Origin of the sequence: Streptomyces morookaense, assembly GCF_013030945.1 — a bacterium.
GTDB classification, from domain to species: Bacteria; Actinomycetota; Actinomycetes; order Streptomycetales; family Streptomycetaceae; genus Streptomyces; species Streptomyces morookaensis.
Window position 1 is genome coordinate 84,742 of the sequence record NZ_JABBXF010000008.1, and the last position, 25,749, is coordinate 110,490.

The window sequence follows — 25,749 nt, forward strand, 5'->3', positions numbered from 1 at the left end:
TGCTCGCGCCCCCGTCAGGGGCGCGGGGAACTGCGCGAGCAACCACACCGGTCACGAACCCTCTTCGAGGTCCCCCTCCGTCTCCAGGAACGCCTCCCGCAGACCCGCGAGGGTCTGCGGGTCCGGCTTGGCCCACATCCCCCGGCTCTCGGCCTCCAGCAGCCGCTCCGCGATGCCGTGCAGGGCCCAGGGGTTGGCCTCCTGGAGGAAGGCTCGGTTCTCCGGGTCGAGGACGTACGTCTGGGCGAGCTTGTCGTACATCCAGTCGGGCACGACACCCGTGGTGGCGTCGTAGCCGAACAAGTAGTCCACGGTGGCGGCGAGTTCGAAGGCGCCCTTGTAGCCGTGGCGGCGCATGGCCTCGATCCAGCGGGGGTTGACCACGCGGGCGCGGAAGACGCGGGACGTCTCCTCGACGAGGGTGCGGGTGCGGACCGTCTCCGGGCGGGTGGAGTCGCCGATGTAGGCCTCGGGGGCGGTGCCCCTGAGCGCCTTGACCGTGGCCACCATGCCGCCGTGGTACTGGAAGTAGTCGTCGGAGTCGGCGATGTCGTGCTCGCGCGTGTCCGTGTTCTTGGCGGCGACCGCGATGCGCTTGTACGCGCTCTCCATCTCCGCCCGGGCCGGGCGGCCTTCGAGACCGCGGCCGTAGGCGTAGCCGCCCCAGGTCGTGTAGACCTCGGCGAGGTCGGCGTCGGTGCGCCAGTCGCGGCTGTCGATGAGCTGGAGCAGCCCGGCGCCGTAGGTGCCCGGCCGGGAGCCGAAGATCCTTGTGGTGGCGCGGCGTTCGTCGCCGTGCTCGGCGAGGTCGGCCTGGGCGTGGGCGCGGACGAAGTTCCGCCCTTCGGGCTCGTCCAGCGAGGCGGCCAGCCGTACCGCGTCGTCGAGCAGGCCGACGACGTGCGGGAAGGCGTCGCGGAAGAAGCCGCTGATGCGGAGGGTGACGTCGATGCGGGGACGCCCCAGCTCGTCGAGCGGGACGGGCTCCAGGCCCGTCACACGGCGCGACGCGTCGTCCCACACCGGCCGGACGCCCAGCAGGGCGAGAGCCTCGGCGATGTCGTCACCGGCGGTGCGCATGGCGCTCGTTCCCCACAGGGACAGGCCGACCGACATCGGCCAGTCGCCGTTGTCGGTGCGGTAGCGCTCCAGCAGGGAGTCGGCGAGGGCCTGTCCGGTCTCCCACGCGAGACGGCTGGGGACGGCCTTGGGGTCGACGGAGTAGAAGTTGCGGCCGGTCGGCAGGACGTTGACCAGGCCGCGCAGGGGGGACCCCGACGGGCCTGCGGGGACGAAACCGCCGTTCAGCGCGTGGACGGCGTGGTCGAGTTCGGCGGTTGTCGCCGCCAGCCGCGGGACCACCTCGCGAGCCGCGAAGTCCAGGACGGCGGCCACCTGTTCACCGTGTCCGGCCGGCACGGCCGCCGGGTCCCAGCCCGCGTCCTCCATCGCCTCCACCAACGCGCGCGCCTGCGCCTCCGCCTCGTCCGCGCCCGTCCGCGTCGCCGCGGACTCGTCGAGTCCGAGCGCCTCGCGCAGGCCCGGCAGGGCCGCCGTGCCGCCCCAGATCTGGCGGGCGCGCAGGATGGACAGGACCAGGTTGACGCGCTCGGGGCCGGTGGGGGCGCTGCCCAGGACGTGCAGGCCGTCGCGGATCTGGGCGTCCTTGACCTCGCACAGCCAGCCGTCGACGTGCAGCAGGAAGTCGTCGAAGCCGTCGTCCCCGGGGCGCTCCTCCATGCCGAGGTCGTGGTCGAGCCGGGCGGCCTGGATCAGGGTCCAGATCTGGGCGCGGATGGCCGGGAGCTTGGCCGGGTCCATGGAGGAGATCTGGGCGTATTCGTCCAGAAGTTGTTCCAGGCGCGCGATGTCGCCGTAGGACTCGGCGCGGGCCATGGGCGGCACGAGGTGGTCGACGAGGGTGGCGTGGGCGCGGCGCTTGGCCTGGGTGCCCTCGCCGGGGTCGTTGACGAGGAAGGGGTAGACGAGCGGCAGGTCGCCGAGGGCGGCGTCGGGTCCGCAGGCGGCTGAGAGGCCGGCGTTCTTGCCGGGCAGCCACTCCAGGTTGCCGTGCTTGCCGAGGTGCACCATCGCGTCGGCGCCGAAGCCGCCGTCCTCGCGGGAGGCCGCGATCCAGCGGTAGGCGGCCAGGTAGTGGTGCGAGGGCGGCAGGTCGGGGTCGTGGTAGATGGCAATGGGGTTCTCGCCGAAGCCGCGCGGCGGCTGGATGAGGATCAGCAGGTTGCCGCGGCGCAGTGCGGCCAGCACGATGTCGCCCTCGGGGTTGCGGCTGCGGTCGAGGAACATCTCGCCGGGCGCGGGGCCCCAGTGCTCCTCGACGGCCTCCCGCAGTTCTGCCGGGAGTCGGTCGTACCAGCGCTTGTAGTCGGCGGCCGGGATGCGGACGGGGTTGCGGGCGAGCTGCTCCTCGGTGAGCCAGTCCTGGTCGTGGCCGCCGGCCTCGATGAGGGCGTAGATGAGCTCGTCGCCGTCGCCGGACGCGAGACCCGGGACCTCCTCGTCACCGAAGTCGTAGCCTTCCGCGCGCAGTCGGCGCAGCAGGGCGACGGCGCTGGCGGGGGTGTCGAGGCCGACGGCGTTGCCGATGCGCGAGTGCTTGGTGGGGTAGGCGGAGAGCACGAGGGCGATCCGCTTCTCGGCGGCCGGGATGTGGCGCAGGCGGGCGTGGCGCACGGCGATGCCGGCGACGCGGGCGGCGCGCTCGGGGTCGGCGACGTAGGCGGGCAGGCCATCCTCGTCGACCTCCTTGAAGGAGAACGGGACGGTGATGATGCGCCCGTCGAACTCCGGCACGGCGACCTGGGTCGCGGAGTCGAGCGGGGAGAGGCCCTCGTCGTTCTCCTCCCACGCGCTGCGCGGCCCGGTCAGGCAGAGGGCCTGCAGGACGGGCACGTCCAGGGAGGCGAGGGCGCCGGCGTCCCAGGATTCGTCGTCGCCGCCGGCCGAGGCGTCGGCGGGCCGGGTGCCGCCCGCGGCGAGCACGGTGGTGACGACGGCGTCGGCCGCGCGCAGGGCGTCGAGGAGTTCGGGCTCGGGGGCGCGCAGCGAGGCGACGTACAGCGGCAGCGCCCGGCCGCCGGCGTCCTCGACGGCGCCGCAGAGGGCGTCGACGAAGGCGGTGTTGCCGCTCATGTGGTGGGCGCGGTAGTAGAGCACGGCGACGAGCGGGCCGTCGGGGTTCGCCGCCTTCGGGGTGCGCTCCAGCTCGCCCCAGGACGGGGCGGCGGCGGGCGGTTCGAAGCCGTGGCCGGTGAGCAGCACGGTGTCGGACAGGAACCGCGCGAGCTGGCCGAGGTTGGCGGGCCCGCCATGGGCGAGGTAGGCGTGGGCCTCGGCGGCGATGCCGATGGGCACGGTCGAGTGCTCCATCAGCTGGGCGTCGGGCGCCTGTTCACCGGTGAGGACGACCACGGGCCGGTCCCCCGCGAGCAGCAGGTCCAGCCCTTCCTGCCAGGCGCGGACACCGCCGAGAAGCCGTACGACGACGAGGTCGGTGCCCTCCAGCAGTGCGGGCAGTTCTTCGAGCGCGAGCCGTGCGGGGTTGGCGAGCCGGTACGTGACCGGGCCGTCGGCCGCGCGGGCGCTGAGCAGGTCGGTGTCGGACGTCGACAGGAGGAGGATGCGCATGCTGCGGCGGGCCTTCCTCGGGGTCCGCGCCCCGGGTGGTCGTGTGGACGGCGGGAGTTCCTGACTCGCCCGGCGTCTCACCGCCGCGCTCACAGTGGCGGGACCGTGCCGGAATCACACCGGCTTCCTCCTCTGTCGCCGTCGCTGGCGTGGTCATACTAGCGGGGGCGCGCCGCGAACGGGGGCGCCCCGTAAGGGGCACAGGAACTGCGCGAGCACCCCCACCGGCCCGCAGCCGACCGGCACCGCGTCAGCACCCCCCGCCGTGGGTATGCTCGCCGCCATGCCCGCCCCCTCCGCTCCCCCTGCCCGCACCGGCGACGACCGCTGCCCCGGTGCGGTCCGGCTGCACACCGCGGACGACGGCGCCCTGGCCCGCGTCCGGCTGCCGGGCGGACTCCTGACGTCCCGTCAGGCAGCTGCCCTGGCACGGCTGTCCGACGAACTGGGCGACGGGCACCTCGACCTCACCTCCCGCGGCAACATCCAGCTCCGCGGCCTCCCCGATGCCTGCGGCGCCGAACTCGGCAACCGCCTCCGCGAAGCGGGCCTGCTGCCCTCCGAACAGCACGACCGGGTACGGAACGTGGCCGCCTCCCCCCTCTGCGGCCTCGACGGCCCGGCCTCCGCCGACGTCCAGGCCTGGGTCCGCGAACTGGACCGGCTCCTCTGTACGAACCCGAACATCACTCAACTTTCCGGACGTTTCCTCTTCGGTCTGGACGACGGCCGCGGCGATATCGCCGCCCTCGCCCCCGATGTGACATTGATCGCAACGGACGACGGACACGCCCTGCTCTCCTACGCGGCGGCCGGCTCCTGCCTGCGCATCCCCGCCGCACACGCCCCGCGCGCGGCCGTGCTCGCGGCCGAGTGGTTCCTGGACGAACGCCGCCGCACCGGCAGCACCGCCTGGCGCATCGCCGAACTCCCCGCCGGACAGCGGCCGCGCCTCGGCGAGTTGGGACAGCGGCTCATCGCCGAAGGCATCTCCGCCGAGCCGGCCGAGAGGACTCCGCGGCCGGGTGCCCCCACGGCCCCCGGGCTCGTCCCCGGCCCCGGCGGCCGGACCGCGCTGTCGGTCACGGCCCCGCTCGGCCGCCTGAGCACCGGTCAGTGGCGGCTGTTGCACGAGACGGCCGACGCCGCCGGCACGGGCGAGCTCCGGGTGACCCCCTGGCGCGGCATCGTCGTCCCCGGCCTCCCCTCCGACGAGGCCCCCGCCCGCCTGGCGGCCCTCGCGGCAGCAGGACTCGTCACGTCCCCCGACTCCGCCTGGCACCGCGCGGGCGCGTGCGCCGGCCGTCCCGGATGCGCCAAGTCCCGTGCGGACGTACGGGCGGACGCGGCGGCCTGCCTCGCGCACTCCGCGTCCGGGCAGCCCCTGCCCGTGTACTGGTCCGGGTGCGAGCGGCGCTGCGGCCACCCCACCGACGGCCGGTGGGTGGACGTCCTGGCGACGGACGACGGCTACCGGATCGCCATACGCGACGGGGCGACGGAGACGGCACCGGTGACGGTGCCGTCAGCAGACCTGGCCGGCGCGGTGGCGACGGCCCGTACCACCACACGATGAACGACGAGGGCGACGAGGGCACAGTGTTCGACTACGACAAGGACGGCGCGTCCATCTACCGCCAGTCCTTCGCCACCATCCGCGCCGAGGCCGACCTCGGCGGACTGCCGCCGGATGTGAGCAAGGTGGCCGTGCGCATGATCCATGCGTGCGGGATGACCGATCTCGTCCGCGACCTGGCCTGGTCCCCGCAGGTCGTGGCCCGCGCCCGCGAGGCGCTGCGCGCGGGTGCGCCGATCCTGTGCGACGCCAACATGGTCGCCAGCGGGGTCACCCGCAAGCGGCTGCCCGCGGACAACGAGGTGCTGTGCACCCTCGCCGACCCGTCGGTGCCCGAACTGGCCCGGCGCATGGGCACCACGCGCAGCGCCGCGGCCCTGGAGCTGTGGCGCGGGAAGCTGGACGGCGCGGTGGTGGCCGTCGGCAACGCGCCGACCGCGCTGTTCCGCCTGCTGGAGATGGTCGCGGAGGGCGCAGCGCGCCCGGCGGCCGTGCTGGGGATACCCGTCGGCTTCATCGGTGCCGCCGAGTCCAAGGACGCGCTGGCGGACAACCAGTTGGGGCTGGAGTACCTGGTGGTGCGGGGGCGGCGCGGTGGCAGTGCCATGGCCGCGGCCGCGATCAATGCGATAGCGAGCGAGGAAGAGTGAGCGAGCACAAGCCCGGACGGCTCTACGGAGTGGGCCTCGGCCCCGGCGACCCGTCCCTGATGACCGTACGGGCGGTCGAGGTCATCGCCGCCGCCGATGTCGTCGCCTACCACAGCGCCCGGCACGGCCGCTCGATCGCGCGCACCATCGCCGAACGCCACCTGCGCCCCGACCACATCGAGGAACGGCTCGTCTACCCCGTCACCACGGAGACGACCGACCACCCGGGCGGATACCGGGGCGCGATGGAGGAGTTCTACGAGGAGGCCGCCGCGCGGCTGGCCGCGCATCTGGACGCCGGGCGCACCGTGGCCGTGCTCGCCGAGGGCGACCCGCTCTTCTACAGCTCGTACATGCACATGCACAAGCGGCTGGCCCACCGCTACCCGACCGAGGTCGTCCCCGGCGTCACCTCGGTGAGCGCGGCCGCGGCCCGGCTCGGCGAGCCGCTGGTGGAGGGCGAGGAGGTGCTGACGATTCTTCCGGGCACCCTGCCCGAGGAGGAGCTGACGGCCCGCCTGGCCGCCACCGACTCGGCGGTCGTGATGAAGCTCGGCCGCACCTTCCCCGCGGTGAAGGGCGCGCTGGAGCGCTCGGGCCGCCTGGCGGAGGCGCGGTACGTGGAGCGCGCGACGATGAGCGGGGAGCGCACGGGCCGGGTCGCGGACGTGGACCCGGAGTCGGTGCCGTACTTCTCGGTGGCGGTGCTGCCGAGTCGCGTGGGCGCTGAGCCTGTCGGGGGCGGCCGGGGCGAGGTCACCGTCGTCGGGCTCGGCCCGGCGGGGCCGCTGTGGCTGACGCCGGAGGCGCGGGGCGCGCTGGCGGCCGCGGAGGACCTGGTCGGCTACACGACCTACCTGGATCGGGTGCCGGTGCGCCCCGGGCAGCAGCGGCACGCCTCGGACAACAAGGTGGAGTCCGAACGCGCCGAGTTCGCCCTGGACCTGGCCCGGCAGGGCCGCCGGGTCGCGGTCGTCTCCTCCGGCGACCCCGGCGTCTTCGCCATGGCCACCGCGGTCCTGGAGGTCGCCTCGGAGGGTCCGTACCACGAGGTCCCGGTGCGCGTGGTCCCCGGCATGACGGCCGCCCACGCGGCGGCGTCCCGGGCGGGCGCCCCGCTGGGCCACGACTACGCGGTCGTCTCGCTGTCCGACCGCCTCAAGCCGTGGGAGGTCGTGGCGGAACGCCTGCGCGCGGCGGCCGCCGCGGACCTGGTGCTGGCGCTGTACAACCCCGGTTCGCGCAGCCGGACTTGGCAGGTGGGCAAGGCCAGGGACGTCCTCCTGGAGCACCGGGCGCCCGAGACCCCGGTGGTCCTCGGGCGCGACGTGGGCGGCCCCGAGGAGAGCGTACGGATCGTCCGCCTCGGCGAACTGGTGCCGGAGGAGGTGGACATGCGGACGATTCTGATCGTGGGGTCGACGCAGACGCGGACAGTCCGGCGGGGCGCCGGCGCCTCCGGCGAGGAAATCGTGTGGACCCCGAGGCGGTACCCCGAACGATAGCCGGGGCTCCGCCCCCCGTGGGCGCCCCGTCACGGGTGCGCCCCGTAAGGGGCGCGGGGAACTGCGCGAGCAACCACGACACACCCGCAGCCGACGTCCCCGGGGCTCCGCCCCGGACCCGAAAGGTGGTGCGTCACCTGCGGGCAGTCCGTGGCTGGTCGCGCAGTTCCCCGCGCCTCTTCGGGGCGCTGGGTACGGGGCGCGCCCTTACGGGGCGCTGGGGACGGGGCGCAGCCACCCCACCGCCCCGGCCACGTCAGTGGCCACCGGTACCCCGGCCGGCACCGGCGGCCGCCTCACCACGACCACCGGCACCCCCGCCGCCCGCGCAGCCACCAGCTTCGCGGCCGTCGCCGCCGCCCCGCTGTCCTTCGTCACCAGCACATCGATCCGGTGCCGTCGCAGCAGCTCCCGCTCCCCCTCCACCGTGAACGGGCCCCGGTCCAGGAGCACCTCCATCCGCGGCGGCACCGTACCCTCCGGGGGGTCCACGGAGCGCACGAGGAACCACATATCCTCGAGGTGCGCAAAAGCCGCCAGTCCCATCCGCCCCGTGGTCAGGAACACCCGTTCCCCCAGCGCGGGCAGCGCATCGGCCGCCTCCTCCAGGGAGGCGGCGTCGTGCCAGTCGTCCCCCGGCCCCGCGACCCACCCGGGGCGGCGGAGGGCCAGCAGGGGAACATGGACCTCCGCGGCCGCCTGCGCCGCGTTGAAACTGATCGTGCCGGCGAAAGGATGGGTGGCGTCGATGAGCGCGTCCACCTGCTGCTCGCGCAGCCAGCGGGCCAGGCCTTCCGGTCCCCCGAACCCTCCGATCCGTACCTCGCCCGCCGGCAGCCGGGGCCGGGCGACGCGGCCGGCGAGCGAGCTGGTGACCCGCAGCGTGGGGTCTGCGACCAGCTCGGCGGCGAGTTGCCGCGCCTCGGTGGTACCGCCGAGGATCAGGACGTGGCGCACGCCGTTCACACTTTGCCCTTCCGTGGGTGCTGGGTCGGCGCCCCAGCGTAAGCGGTCCGGTGCGGGCCGGTTGTGGCTGGTCGCGCAGTTCCTCCCCCAACTACCGCCGGGGGTACCCCCGGCGCCCCTCCGGGGCTCGGGAGGCCCCCGTGGCTGACGGCAAGGCAAAGGGCGGGCGCACCGCGCAGCTGCAGCACACCGGGCTGCGGCACGGCTGGACGACCGGTGCCTGTGCGACCGCGGCCACCACGGCCGCGTACACGGCGCTGCTCACCGGGGAGTTCCCCGACCCCGTGACGATCACCCTGCCCAAGGGGCAGACGCCGGCGTTCGCGCTCGCCAGGGAGGAGAAGAGTGCGGGCCGGGCGATGGCGGCCGTCGTCAAGGACGCCGGCGACGACCCGGACGTCACGCACGGCGCCCTGGTGCGCGCCACCGTCCGTGCTCTGCCGACCGGTTCGGGCGTGGTGTTCCGGGCCGGTCCCGGCGTGGGCACGGTCACCCGGCCCGGGCTGCCGCTGGCCGTGGGCGAGCCCGCGATCAACCCCGTGCCCCGGCAGATGATGCGCGAGCACGTGGCGGCCGTGGCGGAGCGGCACGGCGGCACCGGCGACGTCGAGATCGAGATCTCGGTCGACGACGGCGAGGAGATCGCCCGTTCCACCTGGAACCCGCGCCTGGGCATCCTGGGCGGGCTGTCCATCCTCGGCACGACCGGCATCGTCGTGCCGTACTCCTGCTCGGCCTGGATCGACAGCATCCGGCGCGGCGTGGACGTCGCCCGCGCGGCGGGCCGCCGGCATGTGGCGGGGTGTACGGGCTCGACCTCGGAGAAGGTCGCGGTGGCCGTGCACGGCCTGCCGGAGGACGCGCTGCTGGACATGGGCGACTTCGCGGGCGCGGTGCTCAAGTACATCCGGCGCCACCCGGTGGACCGGCTCACGATCGCGGGCGGCTTCGCGAAACTGTCCAAACTGGCGGCCGGTCACCTGGACCTGCATTCGTCCCGCTCCCAGGTCGACAAGGGCTTCCTCGCCGAACTCGCCCGCCGGGGCGGTGCGGACGAGGCCCTGGCGGAGTCGGTCGCCGCCGCCAACACGGGCCTGGACGCCCTGCAGCAGTGCGCGGCCCGCGGCATCCCGCTGGGCGACCTCGTCGCCGCCACGGCCCGCGACGAGGCGTTGGCGGTATTGCGGGGTGCACCGGTCGCGGTGGACGTCATCTGCATCGACCGCGCCGGCACGATCGTGGGCCGCGCCCCGTAAGGGGCGCTGGGGGCACCTCTGGGGGTCCCCCCAGCGCCCCTTACGGGGCGTCAGTCCTGCCCGCACCGCTCCCGGTCCGTCGAGTACAGGTAACTGTCCGGGAACTGCTCCGCACCCAGCGTGCGGCCGACGATGATGACCGCGGTCCGCAGGACACCGGCGGCCTTCACCTGGTCCGCGATCCCCGACAGGGTCCCCCGCAGCACCAGTTCGTCCGGCCGGCTGGCCATCGCGACGACGGCCGCCGGGCAGTCGGGCCCGTAGTGCGGGAGCAACTCGGCGACGACCTCGTCGGCGTAGCGGGCGGCGAGGTGCAGGACGAGCAGGGCGCCGCTGCGGCCGAGGGTGGCGAGGTCCTCGCCGGGCGGCATCGGGGTGGCCCGGCGGGCGATGCGGGTGAGGATGACGGTCTGGCCGACGGTCGGCACGGTCAGTTCACGGCCGAGGGCCGCCGCCGCGGCGGCGAACGCCGGGACGCCGGGGACGATCTCGTACGGGATGCCCACAGCGTCCAGCCGCCGCATCTGCTCGGCCACGGCGCTGAAGACCGACGGGTCCCCGGAGTGCAGCCGGGCCACGTCGTGGCCGGCCTCGTGGGCGCGGACGAACTCCTCGGTGATCCGGTCGAGATCGAGCCGGGCGGTGTCGACGAGCCGGGCGTCCGGCGGGCACTCGGCGAGGAGTTCGCGCGGCACGAGGCTGCCCGCGTACAGGCAGACCCCGCACCGCGCCAGCGTTCGCACGCCGCGCACCGTGATCAGGTCGGCGGCACCGGGGCCGGCGCCGATGAAGTACACGGTCATGCGTCGGTCTCTCCTTGTTCGGGTGATGCGGACTTGACCACCGACCACTGGGTGACCGGCATGGCCTGCCGCCAGCCGGTGAACCCCCCGACGGGGACGGCACGGGACACGGCGATGCGTGTCAACTCGCCGCCGTGGCGCCGGTACCACGTGGTCAGCAGCGCCTCGGACTCGAGGGTGACGGTGTTGGCGACCAGCCTTCCGCCGGGCGGGAGCGCGTCCCAGCAGGCCTCCAGCAGCCCGGGTGCGGTGAGCCCGCCGCCTATGAACACCGCGTCGGGCACGGGCAGTTCGGCGAGCGCTTCCGGGGCGGCGCCGGTGACGACCCGCAGCGCCGGGACGCCGAGCGTCTCGGCGTTGCGGGCGATGCGCGCGGCCCGTACGCGGTCGCGTTCCACGGTGACGGCCCGGCAGGTGCGGTGGGCGCGCATCCACTCGATGCCGATGGATCCCGAGCCGCCGCCTATGTCCCACAGCAGCTCGCCGGGGGCGGGGGCCAGCGCCGCGAGCGTCACGGCCCGTACATGACGCTTCGTCAACTGCCCGTCGTGCTCGAAGGCTTCGTCCGGCAGGCCGGGGGTGAGCGGCAGCCGTTGTGCCCCGGGCGCACGGCGGCATTCCACCGCGATGACGTTGAGCGCATCGCCCGGCGGGTGCGGCCAGTCGTCGGCGGTTCCGTCGAGGCGGCGTTCGGACGCGGCGCCGAGCTGCTCCAGCACGGTCAACCGGCTCGGCCCGAAGCCGCGTTCGCGCAGCAGCGCGGCGACGTCGGCGGGGGTGCCGGCGCCGGCGCTGAGCACGAGCAGCCGGCGGCCCTCGTGCAGGGCGGCGGAGAGGGCGCCGATCGGGCGGCCGACGAGGCTGAGCACCTCGGTCTCCTCCAGCGGCCGGCCGAGCCGGGCGCAGGCGAGGGAGACGGAGGAGGGGTGGGGCAGCACGCGCAGCCGCTCGGCGCCGACGATCTCGGCGAGGGTGCGGCCGATGCCGAAGAACATGGGGTCGCCGCTGGCGAGCACGCACACCTCCCGCCCGGCGTGCGCGGCCAGCAGGCCCGGCACGGCGGGGCGGAGCGGCGAGGGCCAGGCGACCCGCTCGCCCGCGCAGCCGGGCGGCAGCAGATCGAGCTGGCGGGGGCCGCCGACGAGCACGTCGGCCCGGAGCAGGGCTTCCTGCGAGGCGGCGGCCAGGCCCGGCCAGCCGTCGGCGCCGATGCCCACGACGGTGACGGGGACTTGGCTCACGGGGGCTCACCTCGGGTACGGCTGCGGGCAGGACGGGCACGGGAACTCTACTGACCTGCGGCGACGGAGCCACAGCCGGGCACCTTGTCACCCCCTTGTTGCATATGATGTGCAATTACGAGCATTGAGCAGGAGGTCTGGCGTGAAGCGTGCACCGGTGGTGCTGGGGATCGAGTCGTCGTGCGACGAGACCGGCGCCGGTCTCGTCCGGGAGGGCAGGCTGCTGGGGCACGCGGTCGCGTCCAGCATGGACGAGCACGCGCGCTTCGGCGGGGTCGTTCCCGAGATCGCGGCCCGGGCCCATGTGCACGCCGCCGCGCCCGTGGTCCGCGCCGCCCTGGCCGACGCGGGTCTGGCGATGAGCGATATCGACGCGGTCGCGGTGACGGCGGGCCCCGGCCTGTCCGGCGCACTCCAGGTCGGCGTCGCGGCCGCCAAGGGCCTGGCCTACGCGCTGGACGTGCCGTTGTACGGGGTGCACCACCTCGCGGGGCATGTGGCCGCCGACACACTGGAGCACGGCCCGCTGCCGAACCCCTGCATGGTGCTGATCGTCTCCGGGGGCCACACGTCGCTGCTGCTCGTACGGGACTTGGCGCGCGACCCGATCGTGCACCTCGGCGACACCCTCGACGACGCGGCCGGCGAGTGCTTCGACAAGGCGGCCCGCGTCTTCGGCCTGCCCTATCCGGGCGGCCCCGCCGTCGACCGCGCCGCGCGCGAGGGCGACCCGCGGGCGGTGCCGTTCCCGCGGCCGCTCACCACACGGCGCGAGCACCGTTACACGTTCTCCTTCTCGGGCCTCAAGACGGCCGCCGCCCGCTGGGCCGAGGAACACCGAGCCGCCGGGCGGCCGTTGCCCGTCGCGGACGGGGCGGCCTCCCTGCAGGAGGCGGTGGCCGACGTGCTCACACGCAAGGCGGTGGCCGCCTGCACGGAGCACGGGGTGGGCACCCTGGTGGTGGTCGGCGGCGTGGCCGCCAACTCCCGCGTGCGGGCGCTGGCCGAGGAGCGGTGCGCCGCCGCGGGGGTCGAACTGCGCGTCCCGCCGCTGCGGTTGTGCACCGACAACGGGGCGATGATCGCGGCCGTGGGCGACCTGCTGGTGCGCGCCGGTGCGGAACCGGCGCCGCTGGACCTGACGGTGGACCCGTCGGCGCCGCTGGAGTACGCGTCGCTGCACCCGGCGGCGCCCGGCTCCTACCAGTTGGCGGGCCGGTAGTCCTTCAGGAAGCACCCGTAGAGGTCCTCGCCCTGCTCGCCGCGCACGATCGGGTCGTAGACCCGCGCCGCGCCGTCGACCAGGTCGAGCGGGGCGTGGAAGCCCGCCTCCGCCATCCGGACCTTGTCCGGGTGCGGCCGCTCGTCCGTGATCCAGCCCGTGTCGACACTGGTCATCAGGATGCCGTCGGTCTGGAACATCTCCTGCGCGCTGGTGCGCGTGAGCATGTTGAGCGCGGCCTTGGCCATGTTGGTGTGCGGGTGGCCGGCGCCCTTGTAGCCGCGGCTGAAGACGCCCTCCATCGCGGAGACGTTGACCACGTACTTGCGGCGCGCCGGGGAGGCCGCCATGGCCGACCGCAGCCGGTTGACCAGGACGAACGGTGCCGTGACATTGCACAGCTGCACTTCGAGCAGCTCGACCGGGTCGACCTCGCCGACCGCCTGGATCCAGGTGTTGGTCGCGTCCAGGTCGGGGACGAGCCCGCCCGCGTCGATCGCGGTGCCCGCCTCGACCCGGGCCAGGGAGGCCGAGCCGCTGGTCAGGGCGAGCTCGGTGAGGGACTGCGGGGTCAGGCCGTCGTGGTTGCCGCCCGCGGGGCCGGGCAGCTCGGGCTGCGCGCCGCTGCCGAAGGCGCCGAAGATCTCGCGGGCCGGCAGCTCGCCGGCCGGGAGCGGGGCGGACTCGGCGGCTATGAGCTCGCTGTAGGCGGCGTTGGTGCGGCGCACGGTCTGCGCCGCGTTGTTGATCAGGATGTCGAGCGGGCCCTCGGCGGCGACGGAGTCGGCCAGCGCCACGACCTGCGCGGGGTCGCGGAGGTCGATGCCGACGATCTTCAGCCGGTGCAGCCAGTCCGCACTGTCCTCCATCGCCTTGAAGCGCCGGATGGCGTCGTTGGGGAAGCGCGTGGTGACGGTGGTGTGCGCGCCGTCCCGCAGCAGCCGCAGGGCGATGTACATGCCGATCTTCGCGCGGCCGCCGGTGAGCAGGGCGCGCTTGCCGGTCAGGTCCGCGCGGGCGTCCCGGCGGGCGCGGTTCTCCGCGGCGCAGGGCTGGCACAGCTGGTGGTAGAAGGCGTCGACCTCGGTGTACCGGTCCTTGCAGATGTAGCAGGAGCGGGGGCGCTCCAGGATGCCGACGATCTGCGTGGCGGCGGTGGCGGCGAGCGGGATGCCGCGGGTCTCGTCGTCGATGCGGTCGGCGGCGCCGGTGGCCGTGGCCTCGGTGACCGCCTTGTCGTGGGCGGTCTTGGCGGCCCGGCGCTCCTGGCGGCGGCGCTGCTTGACTGTCCGGTAGATCCCGGAGGTGGCCCGGCGGACCGTGATCGCGTCGGGGTGGTCGACGGGCAGTTCGTCGAGCTCCTCGAGCACGCTCAGGCAGATCGCCATCCGCTCCGGGTCGATGCCCGCCTGCCCGGCTGCCCCGTGCGCCCCGCCGCGGCTCTCTTCAGTGACCGTCATCGCCGCTGTCTTATCCCAGTCCGTTTGTTCGAATCAAAGCTTCTGTGCAGGGTACGTAGGCAGGCGCGGGAGCGCCAAACCCGCCGAAGGTGATGACAGGCTCATGTCACTCCATGCGACCACCCCGGCTCCGCACACCCCTCCGCCCCACCCCCACCACACGGTTCTCAAACCCCGTGCATCACATCAGACTTATTGGGCTCTCCGGGTTAATTAGGCGCTGTAGAGCACAAATTGGACCAACTCGTCCGGAATCGCCGGTCACAATTGCCTCTCAACACCCCTTAGAAAGGTTTAACCATGTCGCGTATCGCCAAGGCAGCCCTGCTGACCGCCGCCGCAGGCGTCGCCGTCACCGGCGCCACGGGCATCGCCACCGCCGACTCCGGCGCGGAGGGTGCGGCCGTAGGCTCCCCCGGCGTCGTCTCCGGCAACGTGATCCAGGTGCCGATCCAGATCCCGCTGAACATCTGCGGCAACGCCATCGACATCGTCGGTCTGCTCAACCCGACCTTCGGCAACACCTGCGTCAACAGCTGAGCCACCCACCGAGCGCGCGTCACAGCCGGGCGCGCGCACCGCGCGGGAGAGGGTCACAGTCAGCCGCCGGAGCCCTCTCCCGCGCGTTCGTGGCGCCCATCGACCTCCTGATGGGCGCCACTGGCATGTCCGGGCCCGGCCGCCGGCTCGCGGTCCCCGCCGGCGGCGCGGGACGGCTCCGGCCGCTTGGCGCCGGGCAGGTCGGGTATGTCGACGATCGGCGGCAGGTCGCGGGTCAGCCGCGTGTGGTGTTCGTCCATGACGTGCGCCTGGCCTGTCTGGAGTGGGAATGGTTCCGGTCCGCCCGGCGGTCAGGCCGGGGCGAGCAGCTGGCGGCGCAGGTCGGCGCAGGTGCGGCTGAGGATCCGGGAGATCTGCATCTGGGAGACCCCCAGGCGCAGGCCGATCTGCTGCTGCGTGAGATCGCCGAAGAAACGCCAGTACAGCACGTACTTCTCGCGCTCGGGCAGGGCGTCCAGGAGCGGTTTCAGGGCCTGCCGGTCGACGACCAGGTCCAGGGCTCCGTCGCGCTGGCCCAGCGTGTCGGCGAGCGGGAGCTCCTCGCCGGGGGCGACCGACTGGTCGAGGGAGAGCGTGTGGTGCACCCCGTCCGCGTCGAGCCCGCGCCGCACCTCCGCCTCGGACAGCCCGGTCTCCGCCGCGAGTTCGCGGAGGGTGACCAGGGCCCGGCGGCCCCGCTGCTCGAGCCGGGCGCGGGCGGCGCGGACCGTGGCCCGCAGCTCCTGGTCCCGGCGCGGGATGTGCAGGGACCAGACGTGATCACGGATGTGGCGCTTGAGTTCCCCGTTGATGGTGGGGACGGCGAAGGACTCGAAGGCGAAGCCGAGACCCGGGTCGAAGCGGTCGACCGCGTGCACCAGGGCCAGTGCGGCGACCTGCCGCAGGTCCGCCATGCTCTCCCCGCATTTGCGGTAGCGCAGGCTGATGCGTTCGGCCATGGGCAGCCAGGCGGCGATCACCTCCTGGCGCAGCCGGTCGCGCTCCGCGCCGGGGGGCAGGGACTTCAGGCGCCGGAAAGTGTCGGCGGCCGGTGAGGCTTCCGGTGAGGCTTCCTGTGTCGACTCGGACATCGTCACTGTCCCCTCGCTTCTGCGGGGCGTTTCGGCTGCGGGCCGGATGTAGCTCGTCGCGCCCACGCGGCGGAGCCGCATGATGTAACAGCCCCGCGCCCCTGCGGGGCGCATGAGTGCGGCTGCCCTTGCGGCTCGGCCGCAAACGGCCGCGGTCGTCCCAGCATGCGCCCGGTCGGAATGCGGCGCGACTCGGAGCGTCCGGACGATTACCCACAGTGCATTCCGTGACGTGCGTTACAACCGCGCCGTCTTGACGCACCGCCCGTGTAATCGATTACCTAAGGCCCCATGGCGAACATCAAGGACGTGGCCGAGCGCGCCGGCGTATCCGTCGCCACCGTCTCCCGCGTGCTCAACGGCCGCGCCCCGGTGGCCGAGACCCGGGACCGGGTGCTGGCCGCCGTCGCGGAGCTGGGCTACCGGCCCAACGTGGTCGCCCGCGCCCTGCGCACCGCGCGGACCCGGACCTTCGGGCTCGTCATCAGCGACCTGCGCAACCCCTTCTTCACCGAGCTCGCCGACGCCGTCGAGCAGGAGGCGCGGCGGCTCGGCTACAGCCTGATCATCGGCAACGCGGGCGAGAGTCCCGGGCAGCAGGACGACTACATCCGCACCCTCCTCGACCGCCGCATCGACGGGCTCATGGTCAGCTCCGCCGGTACGGGCTCGTCGATGCTGCACGAGGCCGTCGCCTCCGGCACTCCCCTGGTCCTGCTCGACCGGGCGCTGCCCGGCATCGCCGCGCCCTGCGTGCGCGCCGAGGGCGGTACGGCCCTGCGCGAACTCGCCGCGCATCTGGCCGCGTTGGGCCGGCACCGGCCCGCGGTCATCGTCGCGCCCGCCGGCACCCCGACCGGGGACGAGCGGCTGGAGCAGTTCCGTGCCGCGCTGGCCGGGCACGGGATCGCCCTGCCCGCGGAGCGGATCGCGGCCTCGCCCGACCTCAGCCCGGCCGGCGGCCGGGAGATGATGCGCCGGCTGCTGGACCTGCCCGGGCCGCCGGACGCCGTACTGGCCACCGACAACCTGATGGCCCTGGGCGCCCTGGACGAGGTGCGGGCCCGCGGGCTGCGGATCCCCGCCGACCTGGCCCTGGTGGCCTTCGACGACGTGGCCTGGTTCGCCCACCTCGATCCCCCGCTGACCGCCGTCGCGCAGCCCACGCGCGAGCTGGGCCGGGCCGCCGTGCACACCCTGCTGGAGCGGATCGAGGGCCGCGAGGCCCCGTCCGTCCTGCTGCCCACCCGGCTCGTGGTCCGCCGCTCCTGCGGAGAGCCTCCCGTCCACTGACAGACGACACCCAAGAGAGGGGCAGCGCATGACGGGCGTCAACGACGACGTACCGGACGGCGGCCGTGAACTCCTGCGCGTGGCGGGGGTGACCAAGTCCTTCCCGGGCGTACGCGCCCTGGACGGCGTGGACCTGAGTCTGCGCGCGGGCGAGGTGCACGTGCTGCTCGGGGAGAACGGCGCCGGCAAGAGCACGCTCATCAAGATGCTCTCCGGCGCCCACCGCCCCGACGAGGGCCGCATCCTGGTGGACGGGCAGGAGACGGCGATCCACTCGGCACAGGACGCGGAGCGGCTCGGGATCGCCACGATCCACCAGGAGTTCAACCTCGTCCCCGGCCTGACCGTCGCCGAGAACCTCTTCCTCGGCCGCCAGCCGCGCACCCGCCTCGGTCTGATCGACCGGCGCGCCCTGCACACCCGCGCCGCACAACTGCTGCGCCGGGTGCGGCTGGACGTGCCGGTCACCGTGCCCGTGCGCGAACTGGGCATCGCCCAGCTGCAGATGGTGGAGATCGCCAAGGCGCTGAGCCTGGACGCCCGCGTTCTGATCATGGACGAGCCGACCGCGGTGCTCACCTCCGAGGAGGTCGGCACCCTCTTCGGCATCGTCCGCGAGCTGCGGGCGAGCGGCACGGGGGTCATCTTCATCACCCACCATCTGGAGGAGATCGCGGCCCTCGGGGACCGGGTGACCGTCCTGCGGGACGGCCGCTCGGTGGCCGAAGTGCCCGCCTCCACCGGGGAGAACGAGCTGATCCGGCTCATGGTCGGCCGTGACATCGCGGAGCAGTATCCGCGTGAGCGCCCGGGAGCGCCGGGCGCACCGCTGTTGCGGGTGCGCGGGCTGACGCGCGGCGGCGCGGGGAAGGGGCCGGTCTTCCGGGACGTCGGTTTCGAGGTCCGGGCCGGTGAAGTGGTCGGCCTGGCCGGGCTGGTGGGGGCGGGCCGCACCGAGGTGGCCCGCGCGCTGTTCGGGGTGGACCGGTACGACGCCGGGACGGTCGAGGTGGACGGCGCGGTGCTGCCCCCGGGCGATGTGCAGGCGGCCATGAGGGCCGGGCTCGGGCTCGTACCGGAGGACCGCAAGGCCCAGGGGCTGGTGCTGGACGCCTCGTTGCAGGACAACCTGACCCTCGCCCGGCTGCGCCGCGACACCCGGGCCGGCCTGGTCGACCGGGGCGCGCAGCGGCGCGCGGCCGCCGAGGTGGCCGGGCGGCTGAAGGTGCGGATGAGCGGGCTCGGGCAGAGCGCGCGCACTCTGTCCGGCGGCAACCAGCAGAAGATCGTCATCGGCAAGTGGCTGCTGGCGGGGACCCGGCTGCTGATCCTCGACGAGCCCACGCGCGGCATCGACGTCGGGGCGAAGGTCGAGATCTACCGGCTCGTCAACGACCTCACGGCGGCGGGCTGCGCGGTGCTGATGATCTCCAGCGATCTGCCGGAGGTCCTCGGTATGAGCGACCGGGTGCTGGTGATGGCCCAGGGACGGCTCGTCGGCGAGCTGTCGGGCGAACGGGCCACGCAGGACGCGGTGATAGAGCTGGCGGTGCGGCCGCCGGACGGTACGGACGGCATGAACCGTACGAACAGCACGGACGCAGGCGATCGGATGCAGAGCGCGATGGAGGGCTCGGATGTCGGCTGAGGCACAGGCCGCGGTGGTGCGGATGCCCGGGAACACACCCGGGCAGTGGTTCTCGAAGGCGGTGCTGCGCAACGGGCCGCTGGGCGGCCTGGCCGCGCTGGTCGTGGTGATGGCCGCCCTCTCCGGGGACTTCCTGAACGGGCAGAACCTCCTCAACGTCGGCGTCCAGGCGTCGGTGACGGCGATCCTGGCCTTCGGCGTCACGTTCGTCATCGTGTCGGCGGGCATCGATCTGTCGGTCGGCTCGGTGGCCGCGCTCTCGGCGACCGTCGTCGCATGGGCCGCCGCAAGCGGCGGCCTGCCCGTGTGGCTCGCCGTGCTGCTGGGGCTCGCGGTGGGCGCGGGGGCGGGCCTGATATCGGGTGCCCTGGTCGCGTACGGCAGGCTCCCGGCGTTCATCGCCACGCTGGCGATGCTCTCGGTGGGCCGCGGCCTGGCCCTGGTGATCTCGGGCGGCTCCCCCGTCGCCGTCCCGTCGTCGGTCGGCAGGCTCGGTGACACGCTGGGCGGCTGGCTGCCGGTCCCGGTGCTGGTGATGGCCGCGATGGGGCTGATCGCGGCGCTGGTCCTGGCGCGTACGTACACGGGCCGGGCGATGTTCGCGATCGGCGGCAACGAGGAGGCGGCCCGGCTGTCGGGCATCGACGTGCGGCGCCGGAAGCTCGTGATCTACGCGCTCTCCGGGCTGTTCGCCGCCGTGGCCGGCATCGTCCTGGCCGCCCGGCTGACCTCGGCGCAGCCGCAGGCCGCGGTCGGTTACGAACTGGACGCCATCGCCGCCGTGGTGATCGGCGGGGCGAGCCTGTCGGGCGGTTCCGGCAAGGCGTCGGGCACGCTCATCGGGGCCCTGATCCTGGCGGTGCTGCGCAACGGCCTCAACCTGCTGAGCGTTTCCGCCTTCTGGCAGCAGGTCGCCACGGGACTGGTCATCGCCGTCGCGGTGCTCCTGGACACGCTGCGCCGCCGGAGCGCGCGGTGAGGGGCCGGGCGGGTGTGCTGGCCGCGGTGCTGCTGGGCACCGTCGCCCTGGCGGGCTGCGACCGGGGCGGGCACACGGATCTGGGGCTGGCGCTGTCCACGATGAACAACCCGTTCTTCGTGGGCATCAAGAAGGGCGCGCAGGTCGAGGCGAAGGCCCGCGGCCTGAAGATCAACATCACGGACGCGCAGAACGACCCCATGCAGCAGATCAATCAGATGGAGACGTTCACCAGCCAGGACGTGAAGGCCGCCGTCATCAACCCGGTCGACTCCGACGCTGCCGTCCCCGCCGTGGGGGTGGCCCGCCGGGCGAAGGTGCCGGTGATCTCCCTCGACCGGGGCGTCAACGGGCCCGGTGCGGACTCGACGATCGCCTCCGACAACGTCGCGGGCGGGCGGCTGGCGGCGCGGACCCTGGCCGAGGCGCTCGGCGGCAGGGGGAAGGTGGCCTTCCTGGAAGGACAGCCGGGGACCTCGGCCGCCCGCGAGCGCGGCAAGGGGTTCGAGGAGGGCATGAAGGCCTATCCCGGCATCCGGGTCGTCGCCCGGCAGCCCGCGGACTTCGACCGCACCAAGGGCATGGACGTGATGGCCAACATGCTCCAGGCGCACCGGGACGTCACGGGTGTGTTCGCCGCCAACGACGAGATGGCGCTGGGCGCGGCCAAGGCGCTCGGCCGGGCCGCGGGGACGTCGGTGAAGGTGGTGGCCTTCGACGGCACCCCGGACGGCATCGCGGCGGTCCGCGCGGGCACGCTGACCGCGACCGTCGCCCAGCAGCCGGAGCTGCTCGGCAGGCAGGCGGTGGCGTGGGCGGTCCGGGCGGCCCGGGGTGAGAAGCTGCCGCAGCAGGTGAAGGTGCCGGTCGTGCTGGTGACGGCGAAGAACGCGGCGCAGTTCGACAAGTGAGGATGGGCGAGGTATGCAGGACCGCGACTACGACGTGCTGGTGATCGGCTCCGCCAACGCGGACCTGACGGTCCGGGTGGACCGCCGTCCGGGGCCGGGCGAGACCGTGCCGGGCACGGACCTGGTCGAGTCCGCGGGCGGCAAGGGCGCCAACCAGGCCGCTGCCGCGGCCCGGCTCGGAGCGCGAACGGCCCTGCTGGCCAAGGTCGGTGACGATGCGTTCGGGGAACTGCTGCTGGACGCGCAGCGGGCCGCGGGCACGGAGCTGCGGCACGTGCTGGTGGAGCCGGGTGCGCGGACGGGCACGGCGCTGATCGTCGTCGGCCCCGACGGGGACAACCAGATCGTGGTCTCGCCGGGGGCCAACGCCCGCCTGTCGGCGGCGGACGTGCGGGCGGCGCGGGACGCCGTCGCCGCGGCGCGCGTGGTGTCGCTGCAGTGGGAGGTGCCGGAGGAGACGGTGGCCGCGGCGGTGGCCGTGGCCGGCGAGACCGGGGCGCGGGTGGTGCTCAATCCGTCGCCCGTGCCGGGCGCACTGCGTGCGGAGCTGCTGGCGGCGGCGGATCCGCTGGTGGTCAACGAGCATGAGGCGCAGTTGTTGTCGGGGGTATCGGGCGGGGAACCCGCCGAGTGGGCGCGGGTGTTGCGGGAGTCCGGGGCGCGGTCGGTGGTGGTGACGCTGGGCGGCGAGGGGGCGCTCGTCCTCGACGGGGTCGCCGACGCGGTCCGCATTCCCGGGGTGAAGGTCGAGGTGGTGGACACCACCGGGGCCGGTGACGCCTTCACGGGCGCGCTGGCGGCGCGGCTGGCCCGGGGGGCCTCGTTGGAGGAGGCGGCGCGGTTTGCGGTGCGGGTGGGGGCGGTGGCGGTGACGCGGGCGGGGGCCCAGCCGTCGTATCCGGGGGCGGAGGAGGTTTCACGGTCCTAGGCGCTTCCCGGGGCGGTGCCCCCGGGGCCCCCGGGGTTGTCGTTCGGCTGCGGGCCGGTCGTGGTTGCTCGCGCAGTTCCCCGCGCCCCTGACGGGGCACGATTCGGGACGCGATTCGCGGATCCCCGCCCCGCAAGGGGCGCAGGGAACTGCGCGAGCAACGCAGGCCGACCTGCAGCCGAACGACAACGCTCTGCGCCCCATCAGGGGCGCGGGGAACTGCGCGAGCAAGCGAAGCCGGCCCGCAGCCGAACGGCAGCGCCCCCGCGCCCGACAGCGAGCGCTCAGCGCACCGCCTGGCGCGGGACCAGGTTCAGTGACGGTTCCGTGTCCAGGAGGGCCAGTTCTTCCGAGGCCGCCAGCTCGCCCGGGAGCGAGCCCAGTGCGCGGTACGCCCGCAGCGCAGCGTCCAGGTGGCGGCCCGCCAGGGCCGGGCGGTGCAGGGTGCGGCACTGGCGCCCCAGAGCCAGGTGGGCCCTGGCCGTCAGGGCCAGGTCGTCCGCCTTCGCCGAAGCCGCCAGCGCCGCCCGCAGGCGGCGGTCCGCCTCGCCGAAGTGACCGTCCGCCGCCGCGAGTTCGCCCAGGCCCAGCAGGGCCGCCGCCTCCCCCGCCGGGTCGTGCTGTTCGCGTGCCAGCCGCAACACCTGGCGGTACACGGCCGCAGCCCTGGCGAAACGCTCCTGCGCAGCGTGGGCGCCGGCCAGCCGGCACAGCGCGCGGACCGCCTCGCGCCGTTCGCCGCCCCGCGTCCCGAACAGCAGGGCGCCGGCGCGGTCACGCGCCTCCTGGCGGTCGTGGGCCGCGTCCTCCGTCTCGGCGCGTTCGCGCGCGTAGAGCCGCAGCAGACCGGGGAGTCGGTAGCGCTCGGTGCCCGTATCCATGAGCAGGTTCTCCGCGGCCAGCCGTTCCAGCAGGTCCTCCGCCGCGGCCGCCGGCACGCCCAGCAGGACGCCCGCGGCCCAGGCGGTGACGTCCGGCGTGTCCAGCAGGGCGAGCGTGCGGTAGGCCCGGGCCGCCTCCGCGGGCAGGCGGTGGTAGCTGCGTCCGAAGCCGGTGCGCAAGTCGAGCCCGCCGAGGGAGAGTTCGTCCAGCCTCCGCCTCTCGTCCGCCAGACGGCCTGCCAGCAGGCCGACGGACCACTCCGGCCGGGCGGCCAGGCGGCCCGCGGCGATGCGCAGTGCGAGCGGCAGGCCGTCGCACAGCGCGCACAGCCGCCGCACCGCTTCCTGTTCGGCGGCGCACCGCTCCTCCCCCGCGATCCGGCCGACGAGCGCGGCCGCCTCCGATGCGGGCAGCGCGCCGAGACCGACGAGGACGGCGCCCCGGGCCACGGCCCGGTGATCCGCCTGCCGCCTGCTGGTGACCAGGACCCGGCCGGGTCCGCCGTCCAGCAGGAACGGCAACATCCAGGCGGGATCGGGGGCATTGTCGAGCAGGACGAGGACGCGGCGGCGCGCCAGCGTCGCCCGGTAGCACGCCGCGCGCTCTGCCGGGTCCTCCGGGACAGGAGTTCCGAGGGCGCGCAGGAAGCGGCCCATCAGGGCGTGGGCGGCGGCCGGGCCCTCGTCGTATGCCGCGAGATCCGCGGAGAGCACGCCGTCGGGGAAGGCCGGGGCGGAGCGGTGCGCCCAGTGCACGGCGAGCCCGCTCTTGCCCGATCCGGCGGGGCCGGTGACCACCGCCGCGCGGCTGCTGCCGGTGAGCAGCGTGTCGAGGCTTCGCAGTTCCGCCGCCCTCCCCGTGAACGCCACGACGTCCGGCGGAAGTTGGGCCGCCGCGACACGGGCCCGTACGGCCGGTCCGGGCCCGGTCCTCCGAGGCGCCGGCGGTGCCTCGCGCAGGACGGTGTAGTAGAGGGCCCGTACGGCCGGTCCGGGTTCGCGGCCGAGCTCCGCGGTGCAGCGGCGCCGCCAGACGCGGAACTCCTCGGCCGCATCGGCATGCCGGCCCGAACGGTGCTGCGCCAGCATGAGGTTGTGCCGCAGCTGTTCGTGCAGCGGATGGTCGCGGACGGCGGCCGTCAGGGCCGGGACGAGCTGCCGGTGGCGGCCGGCTTCGAGTTCGGCGCCGCTCCAGGCCGCGCAGACCTCCAGGTGCCGGGCCCACAACCGGCCCGCCCCGGCCGGCGCGGGCCCGTGCCACAGGTCGAGGGCGCTCCGGTAGAGCCGGCCGGCCTCGTCGAACGCGCCCGTGCCCGCCGCGTCGCGCGCGGCGGTGACCAGGGCGTCGAAGGTGCCGACGTCGGCGCGGACGGTGCCGGCGGGGATCCGGTAGCCCTCGGGGCCGCCCAGGACGACCGGGCCGTGGTGGCCCGCGGCGCGGAACGCCGCGCGCAGGGCCAGGACGTGCAGGGCGGTGCGGGTCCGCGCCGAGGCCGGCGGCCGGCCGTCCCACAGGGCGGCCGCGAGTTCGGCGGCGGACACCTCCCGCCCGTCCGCCAGGACGAGCAGGGCGAGAACGGTGCGCTGTGCGCGGCTGCCGATGCCGACCGGCTTGCCGCCGACGCGTGCGGAGAGCGGTCCGAGGAGGGTGACGCTCACCTCCTGCGGCCGGGGCCCGTCCTGTCGCCGTACGGCCGTGGTGTCGCCGAGTTCGCTCATGTCTGCCCCCGTCGTCCGCGGCCCGGCGGCCGCGCACCGTCGTTCCCCGCGGGGCGGCGCACCCGCGGGGTGGTTCCCCCGTGCCCTGGGCCTGTCCGGCGGACCTTCGCGCCCCGAAGGGGCGCGGGGAACTGCGCGATCAGCCACCGGCGACCCGCAGCCGACAGCAGCCCAGGGGGCCGGGGCGAAGCCCGAGAACCTCGACTGCGGGCGCGTCGTGGCCGGTCGCGCGGTTCCCCGCGCCCCTTCGGGGCGCCGTGGTGCCGCATGATGGATGATCCACCGAACACCCCCTGGCCGACGGCCCGTCACATGGTTCTGCGTTCCAGCTCGATGGCGAACCGCAGCCACGTCTCGGCGGTGTGCCGGGCGGCCTGGGCCACCATCGTGCGGCGGTGGGCGGGCACGCTCTCCAGCAGTCGGCGCCACCGTTCACCGCCCATGGCGTTGGCGCTCAGCAGGTGCAGCAGGGTCCGGCCGCCCTCGGTGAAGCGGAGCGAGGGGTCCTTGCGCAGCTTGGGCAGAGGGGCGCCGCCGCTCTCGTCCGGCGTGCCGTCGGCGGTGGCCTTCGGTGTCACCGGGGCGGGGCGGCGGGGCCCGTGTAACGTCATCTCGGCGGCGAGCCGGCTCTCCGCGTCGCGCAGTTTCTTGGGCACCGGGTCCTGGCCCATGCGCATCCGCTCGCGCACGTCCCGCGCGGTACCGAGGGCTATGCCCGCGACGTCGGCTATCTCGCGCAAAGTGGCCTGCGGCTTGGCCTCGATCAGGGCGCGGGCGCGGCGGCGGCCCTCGGCCGCGTTGAGCGGACGGACCCTCCCGTCCCGGCCGGTGCGGGCGTTCACCTGCACGGCCTCGCCCGCGGCGCGCTTGCGGAGCGAGGCGACCGTGCTGGCGGAGAGCCCGGCGGTCGAGGCGATGAGCCGGTCCGACCAGTGCGGGTGGGTGTGGATGATGCGGGTGGCGGCGGCCGCGCGGTCGGCCTGGGTGAGCGGCAGCCCCTGAAGGGTGTTCAGGCGGACCGCGTGGACGAAGGCGTCGTCCTCGCTGCCGTCGAAGAAGCGGGCCGTGATGCGCTCGTCCCCCCGCAGCCGGGCCGCCCGCAGCCGGTGCATGCCGTCGACGACGCGCATGGTGGCGCGGTGCACCACGATGGGCGGGAGCGGGCCCTCGGCCCCGGCGAGCGTCTGGACGTGCCGGGGATCCTCGCCCGCCACCCGGGGCGAGTGCGAGGGCCGCAGGGAACCGATCGGGAGCACGACCGTCCGCTGCGCCTCCAGTCCGCCCGTGCAGCCGCCCTCCGTCCCGTCCTCCGCCTCGCCGGCCGTCTCTGCTGTCGTCGTCTGTCCACACGTCGTCACGACATCCCCCATCCAGAAGAACCTCTGCCGGGCGACGGGACCGCGCGGCGGGGGGAAGCCTGGAAACCGCCCCC

The 25,749-nt window shown here is 74.5% G+C and carries 18 protein-coding genes, 1 pseudogene and 1 riboswitch; of the genes and pseudogenes, 10 read left to right on the plus strand and 9 right to left on the minus strand.

The features are described from left to right. Positions 1-51: 51 nt before the first annotated feature. Complete coding sequence (gene cobN / locus HG542_RS04980; RefSeq protein WP_171078795.1) at positions 52-3,648, minus strand: cobaltochelatase subunit CobN; 3,597 nt, start codon at positions 3,646-3,648, stop codon at positions 52-54. Positions 3,649-3,683: 35 nt separating this feature from the next. Further along, positions 3,684-3,806: riboswitch (cobalamin riboswitch) on the minus strand. A 125-nt stretch (positions 3,807-3,931) separates the two neighbouring features. On the opposite strand from cobN, the gene cobG reads away from it, so the two are divergent. Genes cobG through HG542_RS04995 form a run of 3 tightly spaced genes read left to right on the plus strand, consistent with a single transcriptional unit; the run spans position 3,932 to position 7,379 of the window. Beyond that, positions 3,932-5,224: a precorrin-3B synthase gene (gene cobG, locus HG542_RS04985; protein WP_229922616.1), complete on the plus strand. Its 1,293-nt coding sequence runs from the start codon at positions 3,932-3,934 to the stop codon at positions 5,222-5,224. After that, positions 5,221-5,874 (plus strand): precorrin-8X methylmutase, encoded by a 654-nt coding sequence (locus HG542_RS04990; RefSeq protein ID WP_171078796.1) that lies wholly within the window; start codon positions 5,221-5,223, stop codon positions 5,872-5,874. The genes cobG and HG542_RS04990 overlap by 4 nt, the downstream gene beginning before the upstream one ends. Then, complete coding sequence (locus tag HG542_RS04995; RefSeq protein ID WP_171078797.1) at positions 5,871-7,379, plus strand: precorrin-2 C(20)-methyltransferase; 1,509 nt, start codon at positions 5,871-5,873, stop codon at positions 7,377-7,379. Before HG542_RS04990 ends, HG542_RS04995 begins: the two co-directional genes overlap by 4 nt. 207 nt (positions 7,380-7,586) lie before the next feature. Here HG542_RS04995 and HG542_RS05000 read toward each other — a convergent pair whose 3' ends face one another. Then, complete coding sequence (locus tag HG542_RS05000) at positions 7,587-8,336, minus strand: cobalt-precorrin-6A reductase (RefSeq protein ID WP_229922617.1); 750 nt, start codon at positions 8,334-8,336, stop codon at positions 7,587-7,589. A 149-nt stretch (positions 8,337-8,485) separates the two neighbouring features. Here HG542_RS05000 and HG542_RS05005 point away from each other — a divergent pair, with 149 nt between their 5' ends. Then, on the plus strand, positions 8,486-9,601 hold the full coding sequence (locus HG542_RS05005; RefSeq protein ID WP_171078799.1) for a cobalt-precorrin-5B (C(1))-methyltransferase: 1,116 nt from the start codon (positions 8,486-8,488) through the stop codon (positions 9,599-9,601). A 50-nt stretch (positions 9,602-9,651) separates the two neighbouring features. On the opposite strand, the gene cobM is transcribed toward HG542_RS05005, so the two are convergent. Both cobM and cbiE read right to left on the minus strand, forming a co-directional pair. Beyond that, positions 9,652-10,404, minus strand: a complete 753-nt coding sequence (gene cobM, locus HG542_RS05010) for a precorrin-4 C(11)-methyltransferase (RefSeq protein ID WP_171078800.1) — start codon at positions 10,402-10,404, stop codon at positions 9,652-9,654. Next, positions 10,401-11,645 (minus strand): precorrin-6y C5,15-methyltransferase (decarboxylating) subunit CbiE, encoded by a 1,245-nt coding sequence (gene cbiE / locus HG542_RS05015; protein ID WP_171078801.1) that lies wholly within the window; start codon positions 11,643-11,645, stop codon positions 10,401-10,403. The genes cobM and cbiE overlap by 4 nt, the downstream gene beginning before the upstream one ends. A 157-nt stretch (positions 11,646-11,802) precedes the next feature. Between cbiE and tsaD the strand changes: the two genes are divergently transcribed. After that, positions 11,803-12,867, plus strand: coding sequence for a tRNA (adenosine(37)-N6)-threonylcarbamoyltransferase complex transferase subunit TsaD (gene tsaD, locus HG542_RS05020; RefSeq protein WP_171078918.1), 1,065 nt, complete (start codon positions 11,803-11,805; stop codon positions 12,865-12,867). Here the strand turns inward: tsaD and HG542_RS05025 are convergent. Beyond that, the gene (locus tag HG542_RS05025) at positions 12,846-14,327 is read right to left on the minus strand and encodes an SDR family oxidoreductase (RefSeq protein WP_171078802.1); all 1,482 of its coding nucleotides are present in this window, start codon (positions 14,325-14,327) and stop codon (positions 12,846-12,848) included. The two genes, tsaD and HG542_RS05025, sit on opposite strands and share 22 nt — an antisense overlap. A 300-nt stretch (positions 14,328-14,627) precedes the next feature. Between HG542_RS05025 and HG542_RS05030 the strand changes: the two genes are divergently transcribed. Further along, the gene (locus HG542_RS05030; protein ID WP_171078803.1) at positions 14,628-14,867 is read left to right on the plus strand and encodes a chaplin; all 240 of its coding nucleotides are present in this window, start codon (positions 14,628-14,630) and stop codon (positions 14,865-14,867) included. A gap of 59 nt (positions 14,868-14,926) precedes the next feature. Here the strand turns inward: HG542_RS05030 and HG542_RS05035 are convergent, their stop codons facing one another. Continuing rightward, positions 14,927-15,127, minus strand: a complete 201-nt coding sequence (locus HG542_RS05035; RefSeq protein ID WP_171078804.1) for a hypothetical protein — start codon at positions 15,125-15,127, stop codon at positions 14,927-14,929. 51 nt (positions 15,128-15,178) lie between these two features. Further along, positions 15,179-15,958 (minus strand): SigB/SigF/SigG family RNA polymerase sigma factor, encoded by a 780-nt coding sequence (locus HG542_RS05040; RefSeq protein ID WP_171078805.1) that lies wholly within the window; start codon positions 15,956-15,958, stop codon positions 15,179-15,181. 291 nt (positions 15,959-16,249) lie between these two features. Here HG542_RS05040 and HG542_RS05045 point away from each other — a divergent pair, with 291 nt between their 5' ends. From HG542_RS05045 to HG542_RS05065, 4 genes and pseudogenes are all read left to right on the plus strand, one after another. Next, positions 16,250-17,251, plus strand: a complete 1,002-nt coding sequence (locus HG542_RS05045; RefSeq protein ID WP_171078806.1) for a LacI family DNA-binding transcriptional regulator — start codon at positions 16,250-16,252, stop codon at positions 17,249-17,251. 28 nt (positions 17,252-17,279) lie between these two features. Continuing rightward, positions 17,280-18,899: a sugar ABC transporter ATP-binding protein gene (locus HG542_RS05050; RefSeq protein WP_171078807.1), complete on the plus strand. Its 1,620-nt coding sequence runs from the start codon at positions 17,280-17,282 to the stop codon at positions 18,897-18,899. 22 nt (positions 18,900-18,921) lie between these two features. Then, positions 18,922-20,789, plus strand: a pseudogene (locus HG542_RS34725) (ABC transporter permease/substrate-binding protein). 13 nt (positions 20,790-20,802) lie between these two features. Beyond that, the gene (locus HG542_RS05065) at positions 20,803-21,717 is read left to right on the plus strand and encodes a ribokinase (protein ID WP_171078809.1); all 915 of its coding nucleotides are present in this window, start codon (positions 20,803-20,805) and stop codon (positions 21,715-21,717) included. 284 nt (positions 21,718-22,001) lie between these two features. Here HG542_RS05065 and HG542_RS05070 read toward each other — a convergent pair whose 3' ends face one another. Then, positions 22,002-24,317, minus strand: coding sequence for an AfsR/SARP family transcriptional regulator (locus tag HG542_RS05070; RefSeq protein ID WP_229922618.1), 2,316 nt, complete (start codon positions 24,315-24,317; stop codon positions 22,002-22,004). 308 nt (positions 24,318-24,625) lie between these two features. Then, on the minus strand, positions 24,626-25,675 hold the full coding sequence (locus HG542_RS05075) for a ParB/RepB/Spo0J family partition protein (RefSeq protein ID WP_227725500.1): 1,050 nt from the start codon (positions 25,673-25,675) through the stop codon (positions 24,626-24,628). Positions 25,676-25,749 lie beyond the last annotated feature (74 nt).